The following is a 23,840-nucleotide window of genomic DNA, read 5'->3' on the forward strand; positions in this document are numbered from 1 at the left end:
TAATCGGTCACCAACCCTTGCTACCGCTGGAATGGTGTCGTTAACCTCCACGCAACGCCCACTCGGCGATTCCGGGCGCTTCACTGGGTACACGTGTGCCCTGGTGTCTAGATCCGGCCATCTCCTGGCCCGATTCGGTGAAGGTGATCCATGTCAGCAACGGGCAGGAACCGTCCGGCGGGCGTGCCGCTCGGCCGGCGCCGCTTTTTCGCCGGGATGGCCGCGGGAGCGGCCGTCCTCGCGGTGGAGGGCTGCGCCCGCGGAAGCAGCACGTCCGCCCAGCCGGGCACCACCAGCCTCTCCAACGACAACGCCACCTGGGACGACGGCTACCGCTCCGCGGGACGCGAGCTGAAGAAGATCACCGGCTACGCGCTGCGGCCGCTGTCGAACCCGTCGGTGACCTCGTACCAGCAGGTGGTCCAGATGACCCTGCAGACCTCGAAGGCCACCGACCTGGTCAAGTGGGCGTCGGGCTACCAGCTCAAGCGGCTGGCCCGGGCCGGCGGGCTGACCGACCTCAGCGGCGTGTGGCGGGAGTACGCGGCCAAGGGCTGGGTGCGCGAGGCGTCCCGGGACGCGGTGTCGTACCGGCAGAAGGTCTACGGCGTCCCGCTGTACGAGTCCTACTACGTGCTCTTCTACAGCAAGCCGGTGTTCGCCAAGCTGGGCCTGACCGCGCCGCGCAGCTGGGACGAGCTGCTGCACTGCGCCGAGGTCCTCAAGCGCAACCGGATCACGCCGTTCCTGGCCAGCCAGGTCGGCGGATGGCCGGCCATCGAGTGGTTCCAGGAGCTGGTCACCAAGGTCGACCCGGTCTTCTACCGGAAGCTGGTGGCCGGCCAGGCCTCGTACACCGACGCCCCGGCGCGCCAGGCGATGGACATCTGGCAGGACTTCATGCGCAAGGGCTGGATGACCGCGCCCGACTTCGACCAGGCCCGCGGGCCCGGGGCGCTGAAGTCCGGCACGGTCGGGATGTTCCTGCACGGCACCTGGCAGGCGCAGGGCATCGCCGCCGCGGGGATGAAGGCGGGCGTCGACTACGACGCCTTCATCCTGCCGACGGTGCGGCCGTCCACGCCCAAGAGCGTGATCGCCGAGTCCGGGGTGTTCGTGGTGCCCAGCCGCGCCTCCTCGCACACCGCCGCCATGGCGAACGCCCGGGCGTGGCTGGACCCGTCGGTGCAGCGGGTGTGGAGCGACTTCCTGCAGGACAGCTCCGCCAACCCGACGGTGCCCTCGGGCAATCCGGTGGTGGCCCGGCTGCAGCGCGACATCGCGAGCGAGCACCGGACCCCGCTGATCCGCTACTGGGAGGCCAGCCCGCCGAGCCTCATCCAGGGCAACACCGACGACCTGGGCGGGTTCATGGCCGGGCAGACCTCGCCGGCCACCACGCTGCGCCGGATGCAGGACCGGGCGCGGGACGAATGGGCGGCCTGGAGGCGGGACGAGGCATGAGCACCCCGATGACCGAGACGACCGACACGACACCGCGCGCTGCCGGCGGCGCGGGCAGAGCCGGCCGGTGGGCCGGGCGCCATCCCGGCAGACGGCCGCACTCCCCCGGCGGCGCGCCGCCCACGCCGGTCGCGCACACCTGGCGCGGCAGGCGCGAGCGGCTGGCCGCGGGGACGTTCATGGCGCCGGCGGTACTGCTGGTCGCCGCGTTCCTGCTGGCGCCGTTCGTCTGGACGGTCTACCGCAGCTTCTTCAGCGACACCCGGACCTCGCCGTTCAGCTGGTTCGACAACTACACGAGGTTCGCCTCCGACCCGGCGCTGACCCGCTCGGTCCAGAACACGCTGCTGTGGGTCGCCGGCACGGTGGTGCTGCCGTTCGTGCTGGGGCTGGCCATCGCCGTCATGACCAACGCGACCCGCTGGTCGCGGGCCGCCCGGCTGTGCGTGGTGCTGCCGTACGCGCTGTCCGGCTCGGCGGTCGCGGTGGTGTGGAACTTCATGCTCACCAGCGACGGCGCGGTCAACCAGGTGCTCAAGGCCGTGCACCTGGGCTCGCTGGCCCACGGCTGGCTGCTGACCTGGCCGGGCAACACGCTGGTGATGATCCTCGCCAACGCCTGGCAGGCGACCGGGGTCGCGGTCATCCTCTTCCTGGTCGGGCTGCAGTCGATCCCGCCGGAGACGCTGGAGGCCGGCGCGCTGGACGGCGCGGGCAGCTGGCAGCAGTTCCGGCACATCGTGCTGCCGCAGCTGCGGCCGGTGTCGATCATCGTGATCGGCATGAGCCTGGTCAACGGCCTCAAGTCGTTCGACCTGATCTGGGTGCTCACCCAGGGCGGCCCCGGGCGGGCCACCGAGACCCTCGCGGTCTCCATGTACAACGAGACCTTCCTGGAGCTGCGGCCCGGCGCGGGGGCGGCGATCGCGGTCGTCCTCACCGTGATCGTGCTGGCCGCCTCCTGGCTCTACCTGCGCCGCCAACTGGACGTGAAGGGCGAATGACCATGTCTTTCGGCAGAGTTCTGCGGGGCGGCACCGTGGTGGTGCTCGCCGTGCTGTGGCTGGTCCCGACCTGGCTCCTGGTGGTCAACGCGCTGGTGCCGGCCGACCAGTACACCGGCGGCCCGCACTGGCTGCCCAGCCACTTCGGGCTGTTCGGCAACATGTCGCAGGCCTGGCACAAGGCCAACCTCGGGCCCGCCTTCGGCAACAGCCTGCTGTACGCCACCGTCAGCGCGCTGGCCGCGGTGGTCATCGCGACCTTCGCGGCGTTCGCCACCGTCGTCATGCCGGTCAAGCGGCGGGTGCTGTGGTTCTGGGCGATCTACTCCGGCACGCTGCTGCCGCTCCAGGTCTTCATCCGGCCGCTGTTCCTGTCCTACGCCCGCTCGTCGCTGTACGACACCCAGATCGGGCTGGTGCTGATCTACACGGCCATCGCGGTCCCGTTCGCCTTCTTCGTGATGCGCAACTACTCGCTGACGCTGCCGCGCGAGGTGGTGGAGGCGGCGCGGATGGACGGGGCGTCGTGGTGGCGGGTGTTCTGGCAGATCCACGTGCCGCTGACCCGCTCGGCCATGGTCGCGGTGTTCGTGTTCCAGTTCGTGGCCGTGTGGAACGACCTGATGTTCGGCATCACGCTGACCACCAGCCGCAACATCCGGCCGATCATGGCCGCGCTCGCCGACCTGCAGGGCAACTACTCCAACGTCGGGCCGCCGGTGGTGCTGGCCGGCGCGCTGCTGGTCTCGCTGCCGACCCTCGTGCTGTTCTTCTCCGCCCAGCGCTTCTTCGTCAGCAGCCTCAGAATCCACCGCTGACCGCTGACCGCCGATCGCTCACCGCTGACCGCTCACCGCTCACCGCCGATCACTCACCACCGACCGCCGGCCGCCTGCTCCTGGCTGCCGACCCTTCGACCGGGGCGCCGCTGTCCGCCGCGCGCTCGCGCCGCTTCGACCGCCCCGCCGCTTCCACCGCCCCGCCGCTTCCGCCGCTTCCGCCGTGAAGGGAACACCATGCCGCGATCCCTGCTCCGCCCCGCCCTCGTCACCGCCGTCTGCGCGGGGCTGCTCTGGAGCGCCGTCCCCGCCCACGCCCGGCCGGCCCCGCCGGACGGCGGCGCCGCCGTCACCTCGGCCCAGTGGACCGCCCGCGCCTCCGACGCCTACCGCGCCCTCCAGGCGAACCTCTACCAGGGCCCGGACGAGCACGGTCTGTACCTGGAGCGCACCCCCCGCCAGGCCGGCGACCAGGACCACTCCTACCTGTGGCCGATGCGCGAGGCCGCCGCCGCGGCCGTCGACATGGAGCGGCTGCCGCGATCGGGCCCCGCCTACCGCCGCGACGCGGCCGAGCGCTTCGCCACCGTCCAGCTGTACGCGACCTCCGGCGACCGGCCCGGCTACGCCTCGTACCTGCCGGCTCCGCTGGGATCGGGCGGCGACGTCTACTACGACGACAACGCGGTGGTCGCCCTCAGCCAGCTCGACCAGTACGAGGCCACCGGCGACCGTGCGTACCTCACCCGCGCCGAGCAGACGATCCCGGTCGTCAGCCGCGCCTGGGACGCCGACGCCGCCAAGGCGTGCCCCGGCGGCATGGACTGGTTCGACTCGCCGGCCAACTCCATCCGCGCCACCAACGTGACCGCCCTGTCCGCGCAGTTGGCCGCCCGCCTCTACGAGCACACCCACCGCGAGGCGTACCTGGACGCGGCGGAGCAGTGGTACGGGTGGGTGTACTCGTGCATGCGGCAGGCGCCGGGCCTGTACGGCAACGACCGCGCCGACGACGGCGGCACCGACCCGACGCTGTGGAGCTACAACTCCGGCTCGATGATCGGCGCGGCGCTGGCGCTGTACCGCGGCACCGGCGACGCCGGGTACCTGGCCAAGGCGGTGGAGGACGCCGACGGCTCGCTGGCGTACTGGACGCAGGGCAGCCGTCTGCACGACCAGCCGGCGATCTTCAACTCCTTCTACTTCAAGGACCTGCTCGCCCTGGACGCGGTCCGCCCGAACCCCGCGTACCTGAGCGCCATGAGCGCCTACGCCGACAGCGAGTACGCCGGCAACCGGGACGCGACCACCGGCCTGTTCCGCTTCCAGCCCTCCGGCGGCGGCGACTACGACCCGGCCGCCCCGGCCGAGACCCTGGAGCAGTCGGCGATGGTGCAGATCTTCGCCACTCTCGCCGGCGCCACCGCCGCCCCGCACGGCGGCCACCGCGCCTCCTCCTGACCGCGCCTCCTCCTGGCCGAGGCGCCGCACGCCGGCGCCGCGCCCGCTCCGACCCGGCGGCATGCGCCGCCCCCCGACACGAAGCCCGACCACCCCCGACACGAAGGACGTCCACGCACCATGCCCAAGCCACCGCTCACCCGGTCCTCCTGGTGGGACTCCGACATCGCGCGCGACATCCTGCGCGACCGCGTGGCCGTCGCCGCGGGCTTCGGCGACGCGCAGGTGCTGCTGTCGGGCGAGCCGCTGCTGCGCCACGACGGCCGCGGCGGGCTGCTGCAGTCCGTCCGGGTGCGCCTGCGCCGCGACGGCGCCGTCCGCACCCGGCCGCGGCTGACCCGGGCCTCGGTGACCACGGCGGGCGGCGTGCCGGTGCCGTGCGAGGTCGCCGCCGGCCCGGGTGACGACCTGCGGGTGCTGGTGCCGGAGGTCGACGCGCCGACGCCGCTGCTGATCGCGCTGCCGGAACTGGGCGAGGACGCGCGGTTCGCATTCGAGGCGCGCCCGCAGCGGCACTGGACGCTGCACCTGGTGCAGCACTCCCACCTGGACATCGGCTACACCGACCCGCAGGGCCGGGTGATGGCCGAGCACCGCGCGTACCTGGACTCGCTGCTCGAACTGTGCGACGACACCGACGGCCGGCCGGAGGAGGCCCGGTTCCGCTGGGCCGTCGAGGGCTTCCACTCCTTCGAGGACTGGCGGGACCACCGGCCGCGCCGCCGGGTCGAGGCGTTCCTCGACCGGGTGCGCGAGGGCCGGATCGAGCTCACCGCGATGCCGTTCAACCTGCACACCGAGACCTGCTCCACCGACGAGCTGCACGAACTGCTGCGCCCGGTCACGCGGTTGCGCGACCGGCACGGCATCGACATCCGCACCGCCATGCAGACCGACGTGCCCGGCCAGGTCGTCGGCCTGCCCGGGGTGCTGGCCGGCAACGGCATCCGTTATCTGTCGGTGGCGCACAACTGGGCCGGGCGCGCCGTGCCGCACCACGTCGGCGGCGAGCACCTGCCGCGGCTGTTCCGCTGGCGGGCGCCCGGCGGCGAGAGCGTCCTGGTGTGGCGCACCGACACCCCGCACGGCCTGGCCTACATGGAGGGGTCGGTGCTCGGCTTCGACGCCTCCTACGAACACGTCGACGACCTGCTGCCGGCGTACCTGAGCGCCCTCGCGTCGTTCCCGTATCCGCACGAGGGCCGCGGCATCCCCGGCTTCCCGATCCTGGACCGGGCCTCGGGCGCCGACCCGTACCCGTGGGACGTGCTGCACCTGCGGGTGCTGGGGAAGTTCGCGGACAACGGGCCGCCGCGGCGGATCATCTCCGACACGGTGAGCCGCTGGAACGAGCAGTGGGCGTTCCCCCGGCTGCGGGCCTCGCGCAACCAGGACTTCTTCGAGGACGCCGAGCGGCGCGTCGGCGACCGGCTGGAGACGTACACCGGGGACTGGAGCGACTGGTGGGTCGACGGGGTGGGCGCCGGCGCGGTGCCGCAGGCGGCGGTGCGCCGCGGCCAGGCCGCGCTCGCCGGGGCGCAGACGGTGGCCGGCTACGCCCGGCTGCTCGGGGTGCCGGGCGCCGGGAGCGTCGCCGAGGCCGCGCCCGCGGTCTACCGTGCGGCCTCGCTGTTCAACGAGCACACCTGGGGCGCCGGCGACCCCTGGACGCACGGCGAGCACGGCCACGGCTCCGGCGAGACGCAGTGGCACTGGAAATACGCCCAGGCGCTGCGCGCCCACGACGACGGCCAGGCGCTGCTGGACTCCGCGTCCGCGCTGCTCGGCGAGGCGCTCGCGCCGCGAACCGGCGCGCTGGCCTCGTACTACGTGGTGAACACGTGCAGTTGGGCGCGCACCGAGACGGCGCGGCTGTTCCTGCCGGAGAGCACCGCGGCCCTGGACGCCCCGGTCCGGGTGGTCGACGCGCGCACCGGCGCGGTCCTGCCCGCCGCGCCGGAGGAGCAGCGCAACGACCGCCACCGGGCGGCCGGGCGCTTCCTGAACGTGGCCGTCGCCGACCTGCCGGCCTGCGGCGCGGTGCGCCTGGACGTCGTGCCCGCGGACGCCGCCGACCCCGCGGCGCCGGCGCGGGACGCCGTGCGCGACACCGTGCCCGCCGACCCGACGGTGCTGGAGAACGAGCACCTGCGCGTCACCGTCGACCTGCGGCACGCGTGCATCGGCTCGATCCTGGACAAGCACACCGGGCGCGAACTGGTCAGGCAGGACGCGGCGGTCGGCTTCAACGGCTATCTGTACGACGAGTACGCGACGGCCGGCGGCTTCAACCACCAGTCCAGCAAGACCGTCGCCGACGACTCGATGCACCTGCTCGCCTCGCGCCGCACCGCGCCGCCCGCGGCGCTGGTCGACCGCCGCACCGACGCCACCGGCCAGACGCTGGTCTACGAGTGCGCACCGGCCGGGGCCCGCAGGCTGCGGGTGACCGTGCGGCTGCCGCACGGCGCGGCGCGGATCGACCTGGAGAACCGTCTGGACAAGGACGCGACGCTGACGAAGGAGAGCGCGTTCTTCGCGTTCCCGTTCGCGCTGGAGGACCCGCGGGTCCGGATGGAGGCCACCGGCGGCGTCACCGGCACGGGCCTGGCGACGGTCCCCGGGTCGGCACGGCACATGCGGGCGGTCCGCCGCTGGGTGAGCCTGGCCGAGGGGGCGCAGCACGCCGCGCTGGCCACGGTGGACGCGCCCCTGGTCCAGGTCGGCGGCATCGCGATCCCGTACGTGCCCTATCCGCCGTCGATGCCGCGCGAGGAGCCGGCGACCGTCTTCTCCTGGGTGCACAACAACATCTGGGACACCAACTTCCCCGCGCAGCAGGGCTTCGACCACGTCTTCCGTTACAGCGTCGGCTTCGCCCGCGCCGAGCCGTCCGGGGGCGGCGCGGAGGGGGCCGGGCCCGCCGCCGGCGGCGCCGAGGGCTCGGACGCGGCGTTCGGGGAGCGGCTGGGCGCGCGCACCGCGGCCGTGGCGAGCCACCCGCCGGTGCCGGTGCGCGCCCGGGCGCGGGCGGTCGCCGAGCCCCCGGCGGAGCTGGGGTTCCTGACCCTGGACGACCCGCGGGTCCGGCTGGTGGGTCTGACGGCGCCCGGCGACGGCACGGTCGTGGTCCGCCTCCAGTCGCTGACCGAGGCGGCGGTCGTCTGCCGTGTGGCCACGCCGTTCCCGCTCGCCGGGGCCGCCGCCACCACCTACCTCGGCCTCGCCCCCGTCGAACTGGTCGCGGACCCGGACGGCGCGGTGCCGGTCGAGGTCCCGCCGCTGGGGACGGCGGCCGTCGCCCTGCGCCCCGCGCCTGGCCGAGGCGGCCGGCGCGGGCCCGGTGTCAGCGTTCGTACGTGCCGGTGAGCCGGCCGCGGGCCAGGACCGGGCCGGTGACGGCGGCCAGGAGGGCGCGCGGGCGGGGCCAGTCCGGCGGGGCGGCGCCGGGCGCGCCCGCCACCGGGGCGGCGAGCGCGAACAGCTGGAAGACGTAGGCGTGCGGACCGTGGCCCTTGATCGGCGCGGGGCCGTGGTAGCCGCGTCCGATCGTGGAGCGCAGCAGCCGGACCCCGGCACCTGGGCGGTGTGCGTCGAGGGCGCCGGGGTCGAGGTGCCGCAGCGCCGGGTCGAGGAGGGCGACGCAGTGCGCGACCGGCCGGGGCAGCGGGACGTCGATGTCCTCGACGACGAGGAGGAGTTCGGCGGCGCCCGGCGGCGGCGCGGTCCAGGCCAGGTGCGGGGAGGTGTCGGAGCCGCCGGCGGCCCTGGCCGCGTGCTGCCGGGGCAGGGCCGCGCCGTCGGCGAAGTCCCGGCTGTCGAGCGTCAGCGTCTGCGGCCCGCTCAGGCCGGGGAGGTTCCAGGCCATGCGGGCCTCGCCCGCCCTGCGGTTCGTCAGGAGCCGTCCGATCAGGGTCATCGGGCGGCTCCCGTGCCGCGCGCCGGTCCGGCCGTGGCCGGTTCTTCCGCTTCTTCCACGGGGGCTCCTTCCGCGGTGGTGGTCCGGGCGCCGCGCAGCAGGGACGCGATCGCGGCGAGCAGGGCGAGGGTGGCGCCGAAGGCGAACACCACGACGAGCCCGGAGTGGAACGGCCCGGAGATCAGGTGGGGGAAGAACTCGCGTCCGGTCAAGGCCTGTTGCTGCGCCGGGGTCAGACGGGCCAGGGCGCCGCTCGGCTGGAGCAGATGCCGGACCGGGTTGACGCCGAGCTGCGCGGCGAACAGCGAGGAGACCGGGGGCAGGCCGCCGACGTGCGCGGCGACGTGGGCGGGCACGCCCTGCTGCCGCAGCCCCGCGGTGAGGGTGTGCGGCAGGCTGCCGGCCAGCCCGCTGATCATGAGCGAGAAGAACACGCCGATGGACACGGCGGTGCCGGAGTTCTGGAAGGTGGCGCGCATGCCGGAGGCGACGCCGCGCAGGTGCGCGGGCACGCTGCCCATGATGGCGGAGGAGTTGGGCGACGCGAACATGCCGCTGGCGACCCCGTTGAGCGCGATCAGCAGCGCGAAGGCCCAGTAGCTGAAGTCGATCGGCAGCAGCATCAGGCCCAGGAAGCTCGCGCCGAACAGCAGCGCGCCGCCGGTGGCAAGGCCCCGGGAGCCGAGCCGGTCGGACAGGTAGCCGGAGACCGGGCCCGCGGCGAGGAAGCCCGCGGTCAGCGGCAGCATGAAGATGCCCGCCCACAGCGGCGTGTCGGCGTAGTCGTAGCCGTGCAGCGGCAGCCAGATGCCCTGCAGCCAGATGATCAGCACGAACTGCATGCCGCCGCGGCCGATCGAGATGGCCAGGCCCGCGAGGTTGCCGAAGGTGAAGGCGCGGTTCCGGAACAGGCTGAGCTGGATCATCGGCGCGGCGGCGCGCTTCTCGACGGCGACGAACACCGCGAGCAGCACCAGGCCGCCGGCGGTCAGCGCGTCCACCAGCGGGTTGGTCCAGCCCATGGTGTGGCCGCCGTAGGGCTGGAGGCCGAAGGTGACCGCGATCAGCACCGCGCTCAGGCCCACGGCGAAGGTGACGTTGCCCCACCAGTCGATCCGGCCGCCGCCGCGCCGTCCGGTCTCGCGCAGGGTGCGGTAGGCCCACACCGTGAAGAAGACGCCGACCGGCACATTGACCCAGAACACCGACCGCCAGTCCCAGGCGGACAGCAGGCCGCCGGCGACCAGTCCGATGAACATCCCGCCGAGCCCCGCGACCTGGTTGACGCCGAGCGCGAAGCCGCGCTGCTCCTTGGGGAAGGCGTCGGTGAGGATGGCGGCGGAGTTCGCCGTCAGCATCGACCCGCCGACCGCCTGCACCACGCGCCAGCCGATCAGCCAGGTCGCGCCGCGGCCGCCGTCGAAGGGGTCGAACGACAGCAGCACGGAGGCGAAGGTGAAGACCGCGAAGCCGTAGTTGTAGATCCTGACCCGCCCGTACATGTCGCCGAGCCGGCCCACCGTGACCACCAGGACGGCCTGGACCAGCCGGTACCCCATGATCATCCACAGCAGGTACGCGATGTTGCCCGGCGCGAGCGGGTCCAGGTGCACGCCGCGGAAGATCGCCGGCAGGGCGATCAGCACGATCGAGCCGTCGAGGGCGGACATGAAGACGGCGGCGGTGGTGTTGGTGAGCGCGGTCCACTTGTAGCGGTCGCCGGGGGCGGGGCCCTCGCCCGGGGGCCGGTCGCCGGAGCGGGGCTCCGGGGCGGGCTGCCGGTCGCCGGGGCCGGGAGCCCGGTCGGGGGGTCGGTCGCCGGGCGCGTCGCGCGGGGCGCGCGGCTGCGGGGAGGGGTCGGTCATCGGGTGCTTCCTCGGGGTCGCGTCGGCGTCAGACGGTCCGGGCCAGCCGTTCCAGCAGCGCCGCCGCGGCGGCGAGCCGTGCCAGCTCGTCCTGGGTGAACCGGCCGCCGCGCAGGGCCGCCGCGACCAGGTCGACGCGCGCGTTGCGCTTGTCGCGCAGCGCCTGCCGGCCCTCGTCGGTCAGCGACAGCACCGCGCGCCTGCCGTCGTGCGGGTCCGGGCGGCGCTCGACCAGACCGCGCTCCCGCAGCGCGCCGAGCGTGGCCCCCATCGCCTGCGGGGAGATCTGCGCCTCCCGGGCCAGCGCCGAGGACGTGGTGGGCCCGGAGCGGCCCAGCCTCGACAGCGCCCCCCGCTCGGGCATGGTCAGCCCGCCGGTCGGCACCTGCCGCACCCGTCGCACCAGCCCGCCGAGAGCGGCCAGCAGCGCGGCCGCGACGTCCTCGGGGTCCGGGTCACCGTTCATATACTAAGGTTAGCTTATCAAGTTGCCTTAGTACATCCCGTCCAGGTCCGCCGCGCCCACCTCCTCGGCGGCCGGGGCGAACCACACGGCGAGGGGGCCCGCGCGGGTGGAGCGGACCGCGCGGGTGGAGCGGCTCCTTGACGGGACGTCACCCGCGACCTAAGGTCCGACTGCCGTACAGCTGTCACATACCTGATGTGCATCCATAAGTGTGAACCGATGTCGCTCCGTCGTATCCGCTCACCACCGTCAGGACCCCCGATGACCCCTCGGCCCCCCATGGCCCGGCGCCGCTCCCGCCCGGGCGCAGCCCCCGGACGGCGGACGCCCGGACGGCTCGTCCTCGCTCTCGGCCTCGCCACCGCCCTCGTACTGCCGGTCGCCGGCACGGCCCAGGGGGCGGACGGCTCCCCCGGCGCCGCGACGTCCGGCATCCTCCGATCCGGCGCCGCCCGGTCCGACTCCCCCGGGCGCTCCACCGCCGCCGCGCACTGGACCGCGACCTGGACGGCCAGTCCCACCGCGGCGAACTCCTCCGGCCTGTCGCACAACGGGCTGACCGACCAGACGATCCGCGACATCGTCCGCACGAGCGTCGGCGGCTCCGCCGTGCGGGTGCGGCTGAGCAACCGGTACGGCACCCGTCCGGTCACCTTCGACAAGGTGACCGTGGGCCTCGCCGACGGGTCGTCCGCGACCGGCGTCACGCCGGTCACCTTCGGCGGCGCGACCTCGGTGACCGTCCCGGTCGGCGCGGACGTGACCGGCGACCCGACGGCGCTCACGGTGGGCAGCGGACAGGCGCTGGCGGTCAGCCTGTTCAGCTCGGCGGCCACCGGCCCGGCCACCTACCACAACGCCGCGCACACCACCTCCTACCTCGCCACCGGCGACCACGCCGCCGACGGCGCGCCGGGCCTCGCCTTCGCCGGCACCACCACCTCCTGGCTCTTCGTGGACGGCGTGGACGTCCTGGCCGCACCGGGCGTCGGCACGATCGTGGCCCTCGGCGACTCCATCACCGACGGCACCGGCACCGCCCTGGACTCGAACACCCGCTGGACCGACGACCTCTACGCCCGGATCGCCGCCGCCCCCGCGGGACACCTCGCGGCGGTGGCCAACGCCGGCATCGGCGGCAACGAGGTGACCGCCGACCGCCAGCCGCCGCTCTACGGGGTCAGCGCGCAGCACCGGCTCGACGCCGACGTGCTCCGGCAGCCGGGCGTGTCCCTGGCGCTGGTCTTCGAGGGGATCAACGACCTGACGGCCGGCGACGTCCCCGCCGACCAGGTGATCGCCGGGCTGCGCGACATCGTCGACCGCGTCCACGCGGCCGGCCTGAAAGCCGTCGGCTTCACCATCACGCCCTGCGGCGGCTACTCCGTCTGCGGCTCCGGCCCGCTGGCCCAGCGCGCCCTGGTCAACACCTGGATCCGCACCTCCGGCGTCTACGACTCGGTGGTCGACGCCGACGCCGTGGTCCGCGACCCCGCCGACCCCGACCGCCTGCTCGCCGCCTACGACAGCGGCGACCACCTGCACCCGAACGCCGCCGCCTACCGGCAGTTGGCCACCGCCATCGACCTCGACACCCTCGCCCGACTCGCCGCCCACGGCCGGACCCCGCACGCCTGAACCCGGCCCGGCGGCCAGGACGCCGCCGACCACCCGAGCGGCGCGCGGCCGGACCCGCGCCGAAGACGAGGCGGCACTCACCCCGCACGGTCCTCACGCGGGCGCCGCACACGGGGACGATCCGCCCGGCTCACACCGCGGCGAGGTGCTCGGCGAAGAATCCGGCCAGCCGGTCGACGGCGGCGTCGACGTACTGCGGCCGGTCGTAGAGGTCGACGTGGCGGGCGCCCTCGATCCAGTGGAGCTCCTTCGGACCGGTGGCGCGCCGGTGGGCCTCGACCGCCATCCACGCGGTGACGGCGCGCTCGCCGACGATCTGGAGAAGGGGGCGGGGACCGATCAGCGGGACGGCGTGGAACGCGTCGTGCAGGGTCATCCGGTCCACGCTCTCCCACGCGAAGGTCCGCGCGGAGCGCTCGTGCCGGCCGCGCGGGGTGCGGTAGTACTCGAACCCGTCGACACCGTGCTGGCCGGCGAGCGCGCGGGCCTGCTCGACGGTGTCGGGGAACACGGGCATGGCGCCCGGGTCCTCGCCGCGCGCGACCGCGTCGCGGGCCGCCGCGGCGGCCTCCAGCAGGCCCCGGAAGACCGCCGGGTCCTGGGCGCCGTCGGCCCCGAACCGGAACTGCCGCGCGGGCTCGGCGGTGGACACCGCGGCCACCGCCCGCACCCGGAGGTCACCGCCGGCGGCGGACAGCGCGTAGCCGCCGGAGGCGCAGATGCCCAGCAGCCCGATCCGGCCGGCGTCGACCGCGTCGAGGGTCCCGAGGTACGAGACGGCGGCCTTGAAGTCCTCCACCCGCTGGGCCGGGTCCTCCAGGCCGCGCGGCGACCCGCCGGACTCGCCCTGGTAGGCGGCGTCGAACGCGAGCGCGGCGAAGCCGCGTGCGGCCATCCGCCGCGCGTACGTGCCGGCGGTCTGCTCCTTCACGCCCGCGCCGGGGTGCCCGACCACGACGGCCGGCAGCGGACCGGCTCCGGGACGGTCCGGGAGGTACAGGTGGCCGGCGATCGGAATCCCGGCGCTCGCGAAGCGGACGGCGACGGGCGGGGCGCCCGCGTCCGCGCCGCCGGGAGCCGCTGCCCGCCCCTCCCCGCGGGCGGTTCGGGCAGCGGGCTCAGCGGCGGCCCGGACCACGGGCTCAGCGATCGGCCGGGCAGCGGGCCGGCCCGGGGGCTGGACAGTGGGCTGGACCAGGGGCTGGACCAGGGGCTGGAGCTGGACCCGAGGCGTGACAGTGGCTTCGGGGGTGGCTTCGGAGGTGGCTTCGGAGGTGGGCCGGGACATACGTGGTTCTCCTCGCGTTCGTGGAGCGGTGTGCGGGTGGTGGAGCTTCGTGGAGGGGTGGGCGTCCGTGACGCGGTGTTCGTCGAGCGGCGCCCGGTGGAACGGCGTGCGTGCGCGGAGCGGCACCGTGACGCGTTCGCGGAGCCGTGCTGTGACGCGTCCGCGCCACGGGCGGGGCCCGCGGCCCGGGCGCCGCCGGACACACCTCCACGGTCCGCCGGGCCGCGCCGCCACGGGAGAGCCGGGTTCCTGCCCGGGAAAGAACCTGCCCCCCTTGCGCACGCGGCGGCCGGCGCGCAGCGGCGACACTGGGAGCCATGACCCCGGAATCCGACCCCCGCGCGCTCGGCGCCTTCCTCAAGGCCCGCCGGGCCCAGCTGACACCACGGGAGTGCGGCCTGCCCGAACCGGACTCCGGCGCGGCCCGCAGGGTCGCGGGGCTGCGCCGTGAGGAGGTCGCCCTGCTGGCCGCGATCAGCGTGGACTACTACACCCGGCTGGAGCAGGGCCGGGTCCGCGCCTCCGCGCCGGTGCTCGGCACCCTGGCCTGCGCCCTGCGCCTGGACGAGGACCAGCAGCGCTACCTCTACGAACTCGCCGGCCGATCCGACGCCCGGCCGCGCCGCCGCCGGCCCGCCCAGCGCGTGCGCCCGGCCATGCGGCGCCTGCTCGACCAGCTCACCGAGACCCCGGCGCTCGTCCTCGGCAGCCGGCTGGACGTCCTGGCCTGGAACCCGGCTGCCGCGGCCCTCTTCACGGACTTCGGCGCGCTCGCCGCTCCGGCGCGCAACTACCTGCGGCTGATGTTCACGCACCCGGAGGTCCGACAGCTGCACCGGGAGTGGGCCCACGACGCGCGGGACGCCGTCGCCGCGCTGCGCATGGCCGCCGCGGCGGACCCCGACGACCCGGACCTGGCCCGGCTGGTCGGCGAACTGTCCGTCCAGGACCCCGACTTCCGCGCCTGGTGGGCCCAGCACCGGGTGAACAGCGCGACCTACGGCACCAAGCGCTACCGCCACCGCCTGGTCGGGGACCTCACCCTCGACTGCGACACCTGGTCGAGCCCCGACGGCTCGGGGCAGCGCCTGATGGTCCTGACCGCCGAGCCGGGCACCCCCTCGCACGACGCCCTGCGCATCCTCGCCTCCTGGGTCGCGCGGGACCCGGCAGGGCGCCCCACGCGGCGCTCCGCGCAGGAGGCCGGCTGACCCCGCCGGGCCCCGCCGCGGGACAGCGCTCTCCCGCACCCGCCGGTCGCTGTCCGCGTACGGGCGATCCGTCGCCGGTCACAGTTCGGCGAGCGCTCCTGACCTGGTCAGACACTCGATCTCTGTTCGTCATCCGGCGTCTGCCTGGCCGCGCGGGCGGAGGGTTAGCTTCGTTGCGTTTGCGACAACCACCCCGGAAGGACCCTCATGTGCACTCCTGGTGACACGCCGTCACACGATCGCACCGGGCAGAGCAGGCGCGGATTCCTGCGCAACGCGGCGCTGGCCGGTGCGGGCGCGGCGGCGGTCGGGGTCGGCGCGACCGCCCTCGGCGCGACGCCCGCGGCCGCCGAGTCCGCCGCCTCCACCGCCTCCACCGCGTCCGCCGCGTCCGCCGCCGCCCGCAGCGGCGGGACCGGCTCCTGGAAGCCCGACGCCACGTCCCTCCAGTTCACCCTGGCCGTCATGCCCGACACCCAGTTCCTGTACTGGGGCAGCCAGGACAGCATCGAGCGGACGCCGCAGGAGGAGTCGTTCCGCTACATCATCGACAACAGCGGTACGCCCGACAACAACATCGTCTTCATGGTGCACCTCGGCGATCTGACCGAGGACGCGGACCCGTCGTCGTTCGCGGAGGTCGACAAGGCGTTCGCGCTGCTGGATCGGCACGGCGCCGGGTACAGCGTGCTGGCCGGCAACCACGACGTGAGCGGCGACGACAGCCGCGGCGACACGCCGTACCTGCGGACGATGGGCCCGCAGCGGTTCCGCCGCTCCAAGACCTTCGCCGGCGCGGACAAGACGGGCTACAACACCGCGCACATCTTCGAGGCGGCCGGCCGCTCCTGGCTGGTGCTGGCCCTGGACTGGCGGACCACCGACCAGGGCTTCGCCTGGGCCAACGAGGTCATCAAGGCCCACCCCAGGATGCCGGTGATCCTCACCTCGCACGACATCGTCGGCTCCCCGTACGATGACAACGTTTTCCCGTACCAGTCGGGCAACCCGGAGAACAACGCGGTGCTCTCCGGCTACGGGCAGACGGTCTGGGACAAGCTGATCAACGACAACGACCAGATCTTCCTGACCCTCAACGGCCACTACTGGCCGCCCGGGCGCACCACCGCGAAGAACGCCGCCGGCAACGACGTGCACATGCACATCACCAACTACCAGAACCGCTACTTCGGCGGCGGCGGCATGATCCGGCTCTACCACTTCGACCTGGTCCGCAACACGATCGACGTCGAGACGATCAACCCGTGGATCCTCGCGCAGGACCCGGAGAGCCGAACCCTGCTGGCCGCCGAGCACGCCCGGATCACCGGCCCGGTCGACAACTTCTCCGTCGCGATCGACTTCGACCAGCGCTTCTCCGGCTTCGTGCCGATCCCGGTGCGGCCGTCGCGGCCGGCGAGCAAGGAGCTGGTCAAGGGCACGCTGGCGTACTGGCGCTTCGACGGCCAGGGCGCGCCGGGCACGGCGCTGACCTCGGGCCAGACCGTCCGCGACCTGTCGGGCCGGGGCAACGACCTGACGGTGGTGACCGTGCCGGGCACCGCCGCCGACGCGCTCACCTGGTCCGCCGACCACCACCCCGACCAGCCGGGGCACGCGAGCCTGAAGTTCGTCGGCGGCCGCAACCCCGTGCACGGCGCGTACCTGACCACGGGGGCGCAGGCGCCGCTGAACGCCGAGACGTTCAGGTCCGGCTACACCATCGAGACGTTCGTCTCCATGCCGCTGGACTGGGACGCGGGGAACAACGGCTGGGCGTCGATCCTCAGCCGCCGCGGGTCGGCCGGGGCGGCGGGCAAGCACGGCAAGAACACCGACCAGGGCGAGCCGCTGGTCCAGCTCGCAATCTCCAACAACGGCCGCGAGCCGCAGTTCAACCACTACCCGCTCAACGACACCTACCCGACGACCAACTGGGGCCACGGCCTGGTCGAGTTGAGGTGGTGGCACCTGGCGGTGGTCAACGACGGCCGGTTCACCAAGCTGTACGTCGAGGGCGCGCCGGTCGCCGACAACCCGCACCGGCTCTCGCTCGGCCTGACCTCGCTCGGGCTGCCCTGGCTGGTCGGCGGCCACGAGTACGCGGGCGCGGTGGACATCGTCTTCCACGGCAACATCGGCGACATCCGGATCGTCGGCCGGCCGCTGTCGCAGCGGGAGTTCCTGACCGCGTAGCACCGGCGGCGCGCCCCCGCCCGACCCGTCCGGCCCCGGCCTTTGCCGGGGCCGGACCGCGTCTCGGGCGGAGCGCGGTGACCGGACTGCGTCGAACGGGTCACTGTTCCTGCGGCCTGTTGACTGGGCGTCACACCTTGCGTGAGTATGAAGCCATATGCTCAACTATGTCCCGTTTCACCAATGTTTCGTCCCCGCCGTAGGAGGAATTTTCCGTGCTGGACAGCAGTACCGGCCTCATCGTCAAGCAGCGCAAGGACGCCGGGGCGGCCGATCGGCCGCCCCTGACCGGGAGTTCCTCGCAAGGGGCGTCGCAGCCGCCGCTGGTGGTGTCCCCGGTCCGGGTGTGCCCGAGTTGCGCGTGCTGCGTGGAGGGCCTGTGCCGGCCCGGGCCGTCGAGCGGCTGCCCCGACGCCGTCGACAGCCGGTGGCCCTACCCCTGCCCGTGCACCAGCAACACCATGGACGCACCGCTGCCCTGACCGGCGGGGCGCGGACGGAAGGAGTACGGCGATGCCGACGAAGGAACCCGCACGCGAGCCGAGGACCGAACTCGACGCCCGCTACAGCTCCGCGGTCATCCCGCTGCCCGGCGCCGCGGACGCCACCGCGACCCCGTGGGAGCAGGCGCGGCGGCAGTTGGAGACCGCCGAGGTCTTCTGGGTCTCCACGGTGCGCCCGGACGGCCGGCTGCACGTCACTCCGGTGCTCGCCGCCTGGCTCGACGGCGTCCTCTACTTCTCCAGCGGCCCCGGCGAGCAAAAGGCCCGCAACCTGGCGGCCGACGCCCACTGCGCCCTGACCACCGGGGGCAACTTCCTGGCCGAGAGCCTGGACCTGGTGATCGAGGGCGAGGCCGAGCAGGTCCGCGACCCGGCCCTGCTGGCGGACGTGGCCGCGGCGTACACCGCCAAGTACGGCGCCCACATCACCTCCCCCGAGGGCGCGTTCCACGGCATCGACGACGCCATGCGCACCGGCGTGTCCACCGTCTACGCGGTCGCTCCCACCACCTCCTACGGCTTCGGCCGCGGCTCCGGCGCGTTCACCCACACCCGCTGGACCTTCTGACCCCCGGCGGCGCCCACCCCACCCGGTGGGCGCCGCCGCGTCGGGACCGCCGTGCCGACCGGGCCCCGTCTCCGGCTCCGGGCCCCGCGTCCGGGTCCGCCCCGGCCCTGATCCCGCTCCCCCGCGCCCTACCAGGCCGGCTTCCAGTCCTTGGCGAGCAGCCCGAGCAGCACCTCGTCGAGGAACGCGCCCATCACCCAGGCCGACTCGTGCAGCACGCCCTCGCGGACGAAGCCGTTGCGCTCGGCGGCGCGCAGCATCGCCGCGTTGTCCGCGAGGGTCTCGATCTGCAGGCGGTGCAGGCCGCGCACGACGAATCCGTAATGGCACAGCGCCGCCACCACGTCGGTGCCGTAGCCCTTGCCGCGCGCGGCGGGGAGCAGGCCGAGGCCGACGTGGGCGGCGCGGTGGTGGGTGTCGATGCCCCACAGCGCGGCGGTGCCGACGAGCGTGCCGCCCGCCAGCTCGACCACGGAGAACAGCACGCGCGAGGGGTCCTTGTCGTCCAGCGCGAGCCGCGGGTCGTCCGCGCCCGGCCCGACCGGCCGCCACGGCGCGCTCTCGGCTCGCGCGGAGTTCTCCACGTCGTCGTACAGCTCGGTCCGCAGGACCGGCACATCGTCCTCGTGGCGGGCCCTGAGCCCGATCTTGCCGCCTCGTAGCATGCCTGCTTCCTACCCGGCCGCGACGACCGGCCGCAAGCCGATATCACCGCTGTGACCTGCGCCTCCGCGATCCCCGAAACAAATACTTGGCTAGCCACCTAATCGGTGCTACGTTTTATGTGTCCAGCCACATAACGGGCCGCGGGATCGGGCCCCGAAGGAGAGACCAGCCATGAAGGCCATTGTTTTCGACACGTTCGGCGGCACCGAGGTCCTGCACGAGGCGGAGACCGACCTGCCCGAGCCCGGCCCCGGCCAGGTGCGGGTGCGGGTCCGCGCGGTCGGCGTCAACCCGGTGGACGGCAAGATCCGCTCCGGGATCATGGAGGCGATCTTCCCCACCACGCTGCCGGCCGTCCCCGGCGGCGAGATCGCCGGCGTGGTGGACGCGCTCGGCGAGGGCGTCGAGCGGCTGTCGGTGGGCGACGAGGTGCTCGGCTGGTCCGACACCGGCGCCTACGCCCAGTACGCGCTCGCCGACGCCTCGGTCCTGGCCGCCAAGCCGGCCGGCCTGGACTGGACGCACGCCGCCGCGCTGCCGGTGGCGAGCGACGGCGCCGAGCGGGTGCTCGACCTGCTCGGCGTGAAGGCCGGCGAGACGCTGCTGATCCACGGCGCGTCCGGCGCGCTGGGCACCGTGGCGGTCCAGCTCGCGGTGGCCCGCGGCGCCCGCGTCATCGGCACCGCCGGCCCGGCCAACCAGGAGTACGTCACCTCCCTCGGCGCCACCGCGCTGGTCTACGGCGAGGGCCTGGTGGAGCGGGTCCGCGCGGTCGCCCCCGACGGCGTGGACGCCGTGTTCGACGCCGCGGGCAAGGGCGCGCTGGAGGACTCCATCACCCTGCGCGGCGGCACCGACCGGGTCGTCACCACCGCCGACTTCCGCGCCCGCGACCTCGGCGTCGTCTTCGCCGAGGGCCCGCAGCGCCGCTCGGCCGCGCGGCTGGCCGAACTCGCCGAGCAGGCCGCCGCGGGCACGCTGACGCTCACGGTCGGCGCGACCTACCCGCTCGCCGAGGCGGCGAAGGCGCAGCAGGTCAGCGACGCGGGGCACGGCCGCGGAAAGCTCGTCCTGACCGTCGACTGACCCGCCGGACAGGGCCCCGGAACCGTCCGGGGCCCCCGGCGGACCTCCCGCAACCCCTTCCACCCGAGGAGACATCATGTCCACCACGGACACCACTGACGCCACGCACACCACTGACACCGACACCGGCGCCGCTGCGGGCGCCGGCGCCCCCGGCACACCCGGCACCGCCGCCCCCGGCGAGCTCGACGCCCTGTGGCAGCCCGCCCGCGCCGGCGACCTCCGGCTGCCGCACCGGCTGGCCATGGCGCCGATGACCCGCGACCGGTCCACTCCCGAGGGCGTGCCGACCGCGCTGAACGCCGAGTATTACGCCCAGCGCGCCTCGACCGCGCTCATCGTCACCGAGGGCACCCAGCCGTCCGCCGACGGGCAGGGCTACCTGCTCACGCCGGGCATCCACACGCCCGAGCAGGTGGCCGGCTGGCGCAAGGTCACCGACGCGGTGCACGCCGCAGGCGGCCGGATCGTCATCCAGCTGATGCACACCGGGCGGATCGCGCACCCCGGCAACACCCCGCACGGCCGGCAGCCGGTGGCGCCCTCGGCGGTCCGCCCGGCCGGCGTGATGTTCACCGCCTCCGGGCCGCAGGAGATGCCCGAGCCGCGCGCGCTGTCCACCGACGAGGTCGCGGCGACCGTCGAGGACTTCCGCCGGGCCGCCGCATACGCCGTCGAGGCGGGCGCGGACGGCGTGGAGATCCACGGCGCCAACGGCTACCTGGTCCACCAGTTCCTGTCCGGCAACGCCAACCGCCGCACCGACCGCTACGGCGGCTCCGTGGCCCACCGCATCCGCTTCGCCGTGGAGGTCGCCGCCGCGGTCGCCGACGAGATCGGCGCCGGGCGCACCGGCATCCGGCTGTCCCCCGGCAACCCGTACAACGACATCCGCGAGGACGACGTCCACGACACCTACCCCGCGCTGGTGCGCGCGCTCGCCCCGCTGGACCTGGCCTACCTGCACCTGATCCACGCCGGCGACGAGCAGCTCCTGGGCACGCTGCGGTCGCTGTGGCCCGGCACGCTGGTCCTCAACCGGCCCGGCGCCGACCTGGCCGCCCGCGCCCGGGACATCGCCGAGGGCCGTGCCGATGTCGTCACCGTCGGCACGATGGCGTTGGCCAACCCCGACCTGGTGGACCGGATACGCTCCGGAGCGCCGCTGAACACCCCCGACCCGGCCACCTTCTACACCGGCGGCGCGAGCGGCTACACCGACTACCCGGTCCGCCGGCGCCCGTGACCCGGCCCGCACCGCCCGAAGGAGCAGCGATGACCGACCCCGCGACCGGCCCGTCCGGTCCCCCGAGCACGGCGCACGAGGGACGCCTGAGCTACGCCATCTTCCAGCTGGCCCGCGCCCATCGCGGCCACGCGGCCGGCATGCTGCGCGGCATGGACCTGCACCCGGGGCAGGAGCTGCTGCTGATGCAGCTGTTCGACCGCGACGGCCAGACCCAGTCCGAGCTGCTGGAGTCGGTGGGCCTGGACCACTCGACGGTCTCCAAGTCGCTGCGCCGCATGCAGGAGGCCGGGCTGCTCACCCGGGAGCCGGCCGCGCACGACCGGCGGGTCATGGTCGTCCGCCTCACCGACAAGGGCCGCGCCATGGAGGACCCCATCGCGCGGATGTGGCGGAGCCTGGAGGAGGTGAGCGTACGGGACCTGACGGACGAGCAGGTCGAGGCGTTCACCGCGACCGCGTACGTGATCGAGCGGTCGGTCAGGGACCGCGGCCGTGGCGGGGCGGCGGCCGAGCAGGACCCGCCGGGCGCGTAGCCTCCCGCCAGGGGTTGCGGCGGGGCGGCGCGCGGCGCCCCGCACCGGGCCCGGCGCCGCCGGTGAAGCCGGTCGGTCAGGCGAGTTTGAGGGTCGGCCGGTACATGTCGATCCACAGCGCGAGGTCGAGCGCGCGCTCCAGGCCGCGGCGGGAGGCCTGGGTGGTCTGCGGCGTGTCGTCCCGCACCGCCTCCGCCAGGCGCCGGTGGCTGACGATGCCGAAGACCGGGTGCGAGGGCTGGGCCAGCACCTCCTGGACGTTGCGGCGCAGCGCGGCCGCGTAGGCCGGGTCCTGGGTGGAGGGGTACGGGCTCTTGACCCGGTCGTAGACCGAGCGCGGCAGCACGTCGGCGGTCGCCTCGCGCAGCAGGCTCTTCTCGCGGCCGTCGAAGGACTTCAGCGCCCAGGGGGCGTTGTAGACGTACTCCACCAGTCGGTGGTCGCAGAACGGCACCCGGACCTCCAGGCCGACGGCCATGCTGGCGCGGTCCTTGCGGTCCAGCAGCACCCGGACGAAGCGGGTCAGGTGCAGGTGGCTGATGGTGCGCATGCGCGACTCCAGGTCGCTCTCCCCCGGCAGCGGGGCGACCTGCGCGGCGGCGGTGGCGTAGCAGTCGCGGACGTAGCCGGCCAGGTCCAGGCCGCGGGCGGTGTCCTCGGCGAGGATGCCGCCGTCGTCGCCGAAGTGCTTGGCGAAGTTGGTCAGCCAGGGGAAGGTGGTGCCCTTGCGCGCCTCGGGGTCGAAGAACTGCAGATAGCCGCCGAACACCTCATCGGCGGACTCGCCGGACAGCGCGACGGTGGAGTGCCGGCGGATCTCCCGGAAGAGCAGGTAGAGCGAGGCGTCCATGTCGCCGAAACCGGCCGGCAGGTCCCTGGCCCTGATCACCGCGGAGCGGATCGCGGGGTCGGCGAGCTGGTCGGAGTCCAGCACGATGTCCTGGTGCTCGGTGCCCGCCACGCGGGCCACGTCGTGCACGAAAGGGGTGTCGGGAGTGGTCCGCAGCTCGTCGGCGACGAAGTTCTCCGCCTGGCCGACGAAGTCCACGGCGAAGCTGCGGACGCGCTCGCCGGTCTCGGCGAGCTGCCGGGCGGCGATCGCGGTCATCGCGGAGGAGTCGAGGCCACCGGAGAGCAGGGTGCAGCGCGGGACGTCGGCGACGAGCTGGCGGCGCACGATGTCGTCGAGCAGGTCGCGCACATGGGCGATGGTCGCGTCCCGGCCGTCGGTGTGCGGGCGGGTCTCCAGGGTCCAGTAGGCGCGGGTGCGCGCTCCGGCGCGGCTGACGGTGACGACGGTGCCGGGCACGACCTCGTGCATGCCGTCCCAGAACCCGTGCCCGGGCGTCTTGACCATGACCAGCAGCTCGCGCAGCCCGTCGAGGGTGACCGTGCGGGACGCGAGCGGGTTGGCGAGGATCGCCTTGGGCTCGGAGCCGAACAGCACGCCGTCCGCGGTCGGGTAGTAGTAGAAGGGCTTGATGCCCATGCGGTCGCGGATCATCACCAGCTCGCGGGTGCGCTCGTCCCAGATCGCGAAGGCGTACATCCCGTTGAGCCGGGCGGCGACGCCGTCGCCCCACTCCAGGTAGCCGTGCAGCACCACCTCGGTGTCGGAGTCGGTGGTGAAGCGGTGCCCGCGGCCGGCCAGCTCGGCGCGCAGCTCGGTGTAGTTGTAGGCCTCGCCGGAGTAGACCATGGCCACTGTGCCGTCCGGCGTCCGGACGCTCATCGGCTGCCGGCCGCCGGGCAGGTCGATCACCGCGAGCCTGCGGTGGCCCAGCGCGGCCGGTCCGCTGATCCAGGTGCCGCTGTCGTCGGGGCCGCGGCACGACATCGTCTCCGTCATCGCGTCCACGACCGGCCGCTGGGTGGAGAGGTCGCGCTGGTACGAGACCCATCCGGTGATTCCGCACATCGGGCATCTCCGCTCATCCCGGCGAC

General features: G+C 74.1%; 19 protein-coding genes. 13 read left to right on the forward strand and 6 right to left on the reverse strand.

Going from position 1 to position 23,840, the window contains the following annotated elements:
- The first annotated feature begins 150 nt into the window (after positions 1-150).
- From VSR01_RS02965 to VSR01_RS02985, 5 genes are all read left to right on the forward strand, one after another.
- Positions 151-1,464 carry an ABC transporter substrate-binding protein gene (locus tag VSR01_RS02965; RefSeq protein WP_326447726.1) on the forward strand — a complete coding sequence of 438 codons (1,314 nt, stop codon included), beginning with the start codon at positions 151-153 and terminating at the stop codon, positions 1,462-1,464.
- The gene (locus VSR01_RS02970; RefSeq protein ID WP_326447727.1) at positions 1,461-2,468 is read left to right on the forward strand and encodes a carbohydrate ABC transporter permease; all 1,008 of its coding nucleotides are present in this window, start codon (positions 1,461-1,463) and stop codon (positions 2,466-2,468) included. The genes VSR01_RS02965 and VSR01_RS02970 overlap by 4 nt, the downstream gene beginning before the upstream one ends.
- A complete protein-coding gene (locus VSR01_RS02975; protein WP_326447728.1) occupies positions 2,465-3,286 on the forward strand; it encodes a carbohydrate ABC transporter permease in 822 nt (273 codons plus the stop codon). The genes VSR01_RS02970 and VSR01_RS02975 overlap by 4 nt, the downstream gene beginning before the upstream one ends.
- Positions 3,287-3,484: 198 nt before the next feature.
- Positions 3,485-4,708, forward strand: coding sequence for a glycoside hydrolase family 76 protein (locus VSR01_RS02980; protein ID WP_326447729.1), 1,224 nt, complete (start codon positions 3,485-3,487; stop codon positions 4,706-4,708).
- A gap of 120 nt (positions 4,709-4,828) precedes the next feature.
- Positions 4,829-8,077: an alpha-mannosidase gene (locus VSR01_RS02985; protein WP_326447730.1), complete on the forward strand. Its 3,249-nt coding sequence runs from the start codon at positions 4,829-4,831 to the stop codon at positions 8,075-8,077.
- Here VSR01_RS02985 and VSR01_RS02990 read toward each other — a convergent pair.
- The 3 genes from VSR01_RS02990 to VSR01_RS03000 are packed head-to-tail and all read right to left on the reverse strand — an operon-like array spanning position 8,055 to position 10,958.
- Entirely contained in the window at positions 8,055-8,627 is a 573-nt protein-coding gene (locus VSR01_RS02990) for a YbhB/YbcL family Raf kinase inhibitor-like protein (protein WP_326447731.1), read from the reverse strand. The genes VSR01_RS02985 and VSR01_RS02990 overlap by 23 nt on opposite strands.
- Positions 8,624-10,492: an MFS transporter gene (locus VSR01_RS02995; RefSeq protein ID WP_442785391.1), complete on the reverse strand. Its 1,869-nt coding sequence runs from the start codon at positions 10,490-10,492 to the stop codon at positions 8,624-8,626. Before VSR01_RS02995 ends, VSR01_RS02990 begins: the two co-directional genes overlap by 4 nt.
- Before the next feature lie 28 nt (positions 10,493-10,520).
- Positions 10,521-10,958 carry a MarR family winged helix-turn-helix transcriptional regulator gene (locus VSR01_RS03000; RefSeq protein WP_326447732.1) on the reverse strand — a complete coding sequence of 146 codons (438 nt, stop codon included), beginning with the start codon at positions 10,956-10,958 and terminating at the stop codon, positions 10,521-10,523.
- 261 nt (positions 10,959-11,219) lie between these two features.
- Between VSR01_RS03000 and VSR01_RS03005 the strand changes: the two genes are divergently transcribed.
- On the forward strand, positions 11,220-12,596 hold the full coding sequence (locus tag VSR01_RS03005; protein ID WP_326447733.1) for an SGNH/GDSL hydrolase family protein: 1,377 nt from the start codon (positions 11,220-11,222) through the stop codon (positions 12,594-12,596).
- A 130-nt stretch (positions 12,597-12,726) separates the two neighbouring features.
- On the opposite strand, the gene VSR01_RS03010 is transcribed toward VSR01_RS03005, so the two are convergent.
- On the reverse strand, positions 12,727-13,614 hold the full coding sequence (locus VSR01_RS03010; RefSeq protein ID WP_326453469.1) for an alpha/beta hydrolase: 888 nt from the start codon (positions 13,612-13,614) through the stop codon (positions 12,727-12,729).
- Between the two features lie 587 nt (positions 13,615-14,201).
- Here VSR01_RS03010 and VSR01_RS03015 point away from each other — a divergent pair.
- The 4 genes from VSR01_RS03015 to VSR01_RS03030 all read left to right on the forward strand — a co-directional run bounded on the left by VSR01_RS03015 (position 14,202) and on the right by VSR01_RS03030 (position 18,362).
- Entirely contained in the window at positions 14,202-15,095 is an 894-nt protein-coding gene (locus VSR01_RS03015; protein WP_326447734.1) for a helix-turn-helix domain-containing protein, read from the forward strand.
- 207 nt (positions 15,096-15,302) lie between these two features.
- A complete protein-coding gene (locus VSR01_RS03020) occupies positions 15,303-17,291 on the forward strand; it encodes a LamG-like jellyroll fold domain-containing protein (RefSeq protein WP_326447735.1) in 1,989 nt (662 codons plus the stop codon).
- A gap of 215 nt (positions 17,292-17,506) precedes the next feature.
- Positions 17,507-17,773, forward strand: a complete 267-nt coding sequence (locus VSR01_RS03025; protein ID WP_326447736.1) for a hypothetical protein — start codon at positions 17,507-17,509, stop codon at positions 17,771-17,773.
- A gap of 31 nt (positions 17,774-17,804) precedes the next feature.
- Positions 17,805-18,362, forward strand: coding sequence for a pyridoxamine 5'-phosphate oxidase family protein (locus tag VSR01_RS03030; protein WP_326447737.1), 558 nt, complete (start codon positions 17,805-17,807; stop codon positions 18,360-18,362).
- Between the two features lie 128 nt (positions 18,363-18,490).
- On the opposite strand, the gene VSR01_RS03035 is transcribed toward VSR01_RS03030, so the two are convergent.
- Positions 18,491-19,027 carry a GNAT family N-acetyltransferase gene (locus tag VSR01_RS03035; protein WP_326447738.1) on the reverse strand — a complete coding sequence of 179 codons (537 nt, stop codon included), beginning with the start codon at positions 19,025-19,027 and terminating at the stop codon, positions 18,491-18,493.
- A gap of 172 nt (positions 19,028-19,199) precedes the next feature.
- Here VSR01_RS03035 and VSR01_RS03040 point away from each other — a divergent pair, with 172 nt between their 5' ends.
- The 3 genes from VSR01_RS03040 (at position 19,200) to VSR01_RS03050 (ending at position 21,896) form a co-directional block, all read left to right on the forward strand.
- On the forward strand, positions 19,200-20,114 hold the full coding sequence (locus VSR01_RS03040) for an NADP-dependent oxidoreductase (protein WP_326447739.1): 915 nt from the start codon (positions 19,200-19,202) through the stop codon (positions 20,112-20,114).
- A gap of 244 nt (positions 20,115-20,358) precedes the next feature.
- On the forward strand, positions 20,359-21,360 hold the full coding sequence (locus VSR01_RS03045) for an alkene reductase (protein WP_442785635.1): 1,002 nt from the start codon (positions 20,359-20,361) through the stop codon (positions 21,358-21,360).
- A gap of 29 nt (positions 21,361-21,389) precedes the next feature.
- Positions 21,390-21,896 (forward strand): MarR family winged helix-turn-helix transcriptional regulator, encoded by a 507-nt coding sequence (locus tag VSR01_RS03050; protein WP_326447741.1) that lies wholly within the window; start codon positions 21,390-21,392, stop codon positions 21,894-21,896.
- Between the two features lie 76 nt (positions 21,897-21,972).
- On the opposite strand, the gene asnB is transcribed toward VSR01_RS03050, so the two are convergent.
- A complete protein-coding gene (gene asnB / locus VSR01_RS03055; protein WP_326447742.1) occupies positions 21,973-23,814 on the reverse strand; it encodes an asparagine synthase (glutamine-hydrolyzing) in 1,842 nt (613 codons plus the stop codon).
- Positions 23,815-23,840 lie beyond the last annotated feature (26 nt).

Origin of the sequence: Actinacidiphila sp. DG2A-62 (genome assembly GCF_035825295.1) — a bacterium.
Taxonomy (GTDB): domain Bacteria; phylum Actinomycetota; class Actinomycetes; order Streptomycetales; family Streptomycetaceae; genus Actinacidiphila.

What these genes read in the sequence shown, in the direction of transcription:
- VSR01_RS02985 (WP_326447730.1), top strand. Translation starts at nt 4,829, where the DNA reads ATGCCCAAGCCACCGCTCACCCGGTCCTCCTGGTGGGACTCCGACATC.
- asnB (WP_326447742.1), bottom strand. Translation starts at nt 23,814, where the DNA reads ATGTGCGGAATCACCGGATGGGTCTCGTACCAGCGCGACCTCTCCACC.
- VSR01_RS02990 (WP_326447731.1), bottom strand. Translation starts at nt 8,627, where the DNA reads ATGACCCTGATCGGACGGCTCCTGACGAACCGCAGGGCGGGCGAGGCC.
- VSR01_RS03035 (WP_326447738.1), bottom strand. Translation starts at nt 19,027, where the DNA reads ATGCTACGAGGCGGCAAGATCGGGCTCAGGGCCCGCCACGAGGACGAT.
- VSR01_RS03045 (WP_442785635.1), top strand. Translation starts at nt 20,359, where the DNA reads ATGGCGCCGATGACCCGCGACCGGTCCACTCCCGAGGGCGTGCCGACC.
- VSR01_RS02995 (WP_442785391.1), bottom strand. Translation starts at nt 10,492, where the DNA reads ATGACCGACCCCTCCCCGCAGCCGCGCGCCCCGCGCGACGCGCCCGGC.
- VSR01_RS02975 (WP_326447728.1), top strand. Translation starts at nt 2,465, where the DNA reads ATGACCATGTCTTTCGGCAGAGTTCTGCGGGGCGGCACCGTGGTGGTG.
- VSR01_RS02980 (WP_326447729.1), top strand. Translation starts at nt 3,485, where the DNA reads ATGCCGCGATCCCTGCTCCGCCCCGCCCTCGTCACCGCCGTCTGCGCG.
- VSR01_RS03040 (WP_326447739.1), top strand. Translation starts at nt 19,200, where the DNA reads ATGAAGGCCATTGTTTTCGACACGTTCGGCGGCACCGAGGTCCTGCAC.
- VSR01_RS02965 (WP_326447726.1), top strand. Translation starts at nt 151, where the DNA reads ATGTCAGCAACGGGCAGGAACCGTCCGGCGGGCGTGCCGCTCGGCCGG.
- VSR01_RS03020 (WP_326447735.1), top strand. Translation starts at nt 15,303, where the DNA reads ATGTGCACTCCTGGTGACACGCCGTCACACGATCGCACCGGGCAGAGC.
- VSR01_RS02970 (WP_326447727.1), top strand. Translation starts at nt 1,461, where the DNA reads ATGAGCACCCCGATGACCGAGACGACCGACACGACACCGCGCGCTGCC.
- VSR01_RS03005 (WP_326447733.1), top strand. Translation starts at nt 11,220, where the DNA reads ATGACCCCTCGGCCCCCCATGGCCCGGCGCCGCTCCCGCCCGGGCGCA.
- VSR01_RS03000 (WP_326447732.1), bottom strand. Translation starts at nt 10,958, where the DNA reads ATGAACGGTGACCCGGACCCCGAGGACGTCGCGGCCGCGCTGCTGGCC.
- VSR01_RS03030 (WP_326447737.1), top strand. Translation starts at nt 17,805, where the DNA reads ATGCCGACGAAGGAACCCGCACGCGAGCCGAGGACCGAACTCGACGCC.
- VSR01_RS03015 (WP_326447734.1), top strand. Translation starts at nt 14,202, where the DNA reads ATGACCCCGGAATCCGACCCCCGCGCGCTCGGCGCCTTCCTCAAGGCC.
- VSR01_RS03050 (WP_326447741.1), top strand. Translation starts at nt 21,390, where the DNA reads ATGACCGACCCCGCGACCGGCCCGTCCGGTCCCCCGAGCACGGCGCAC.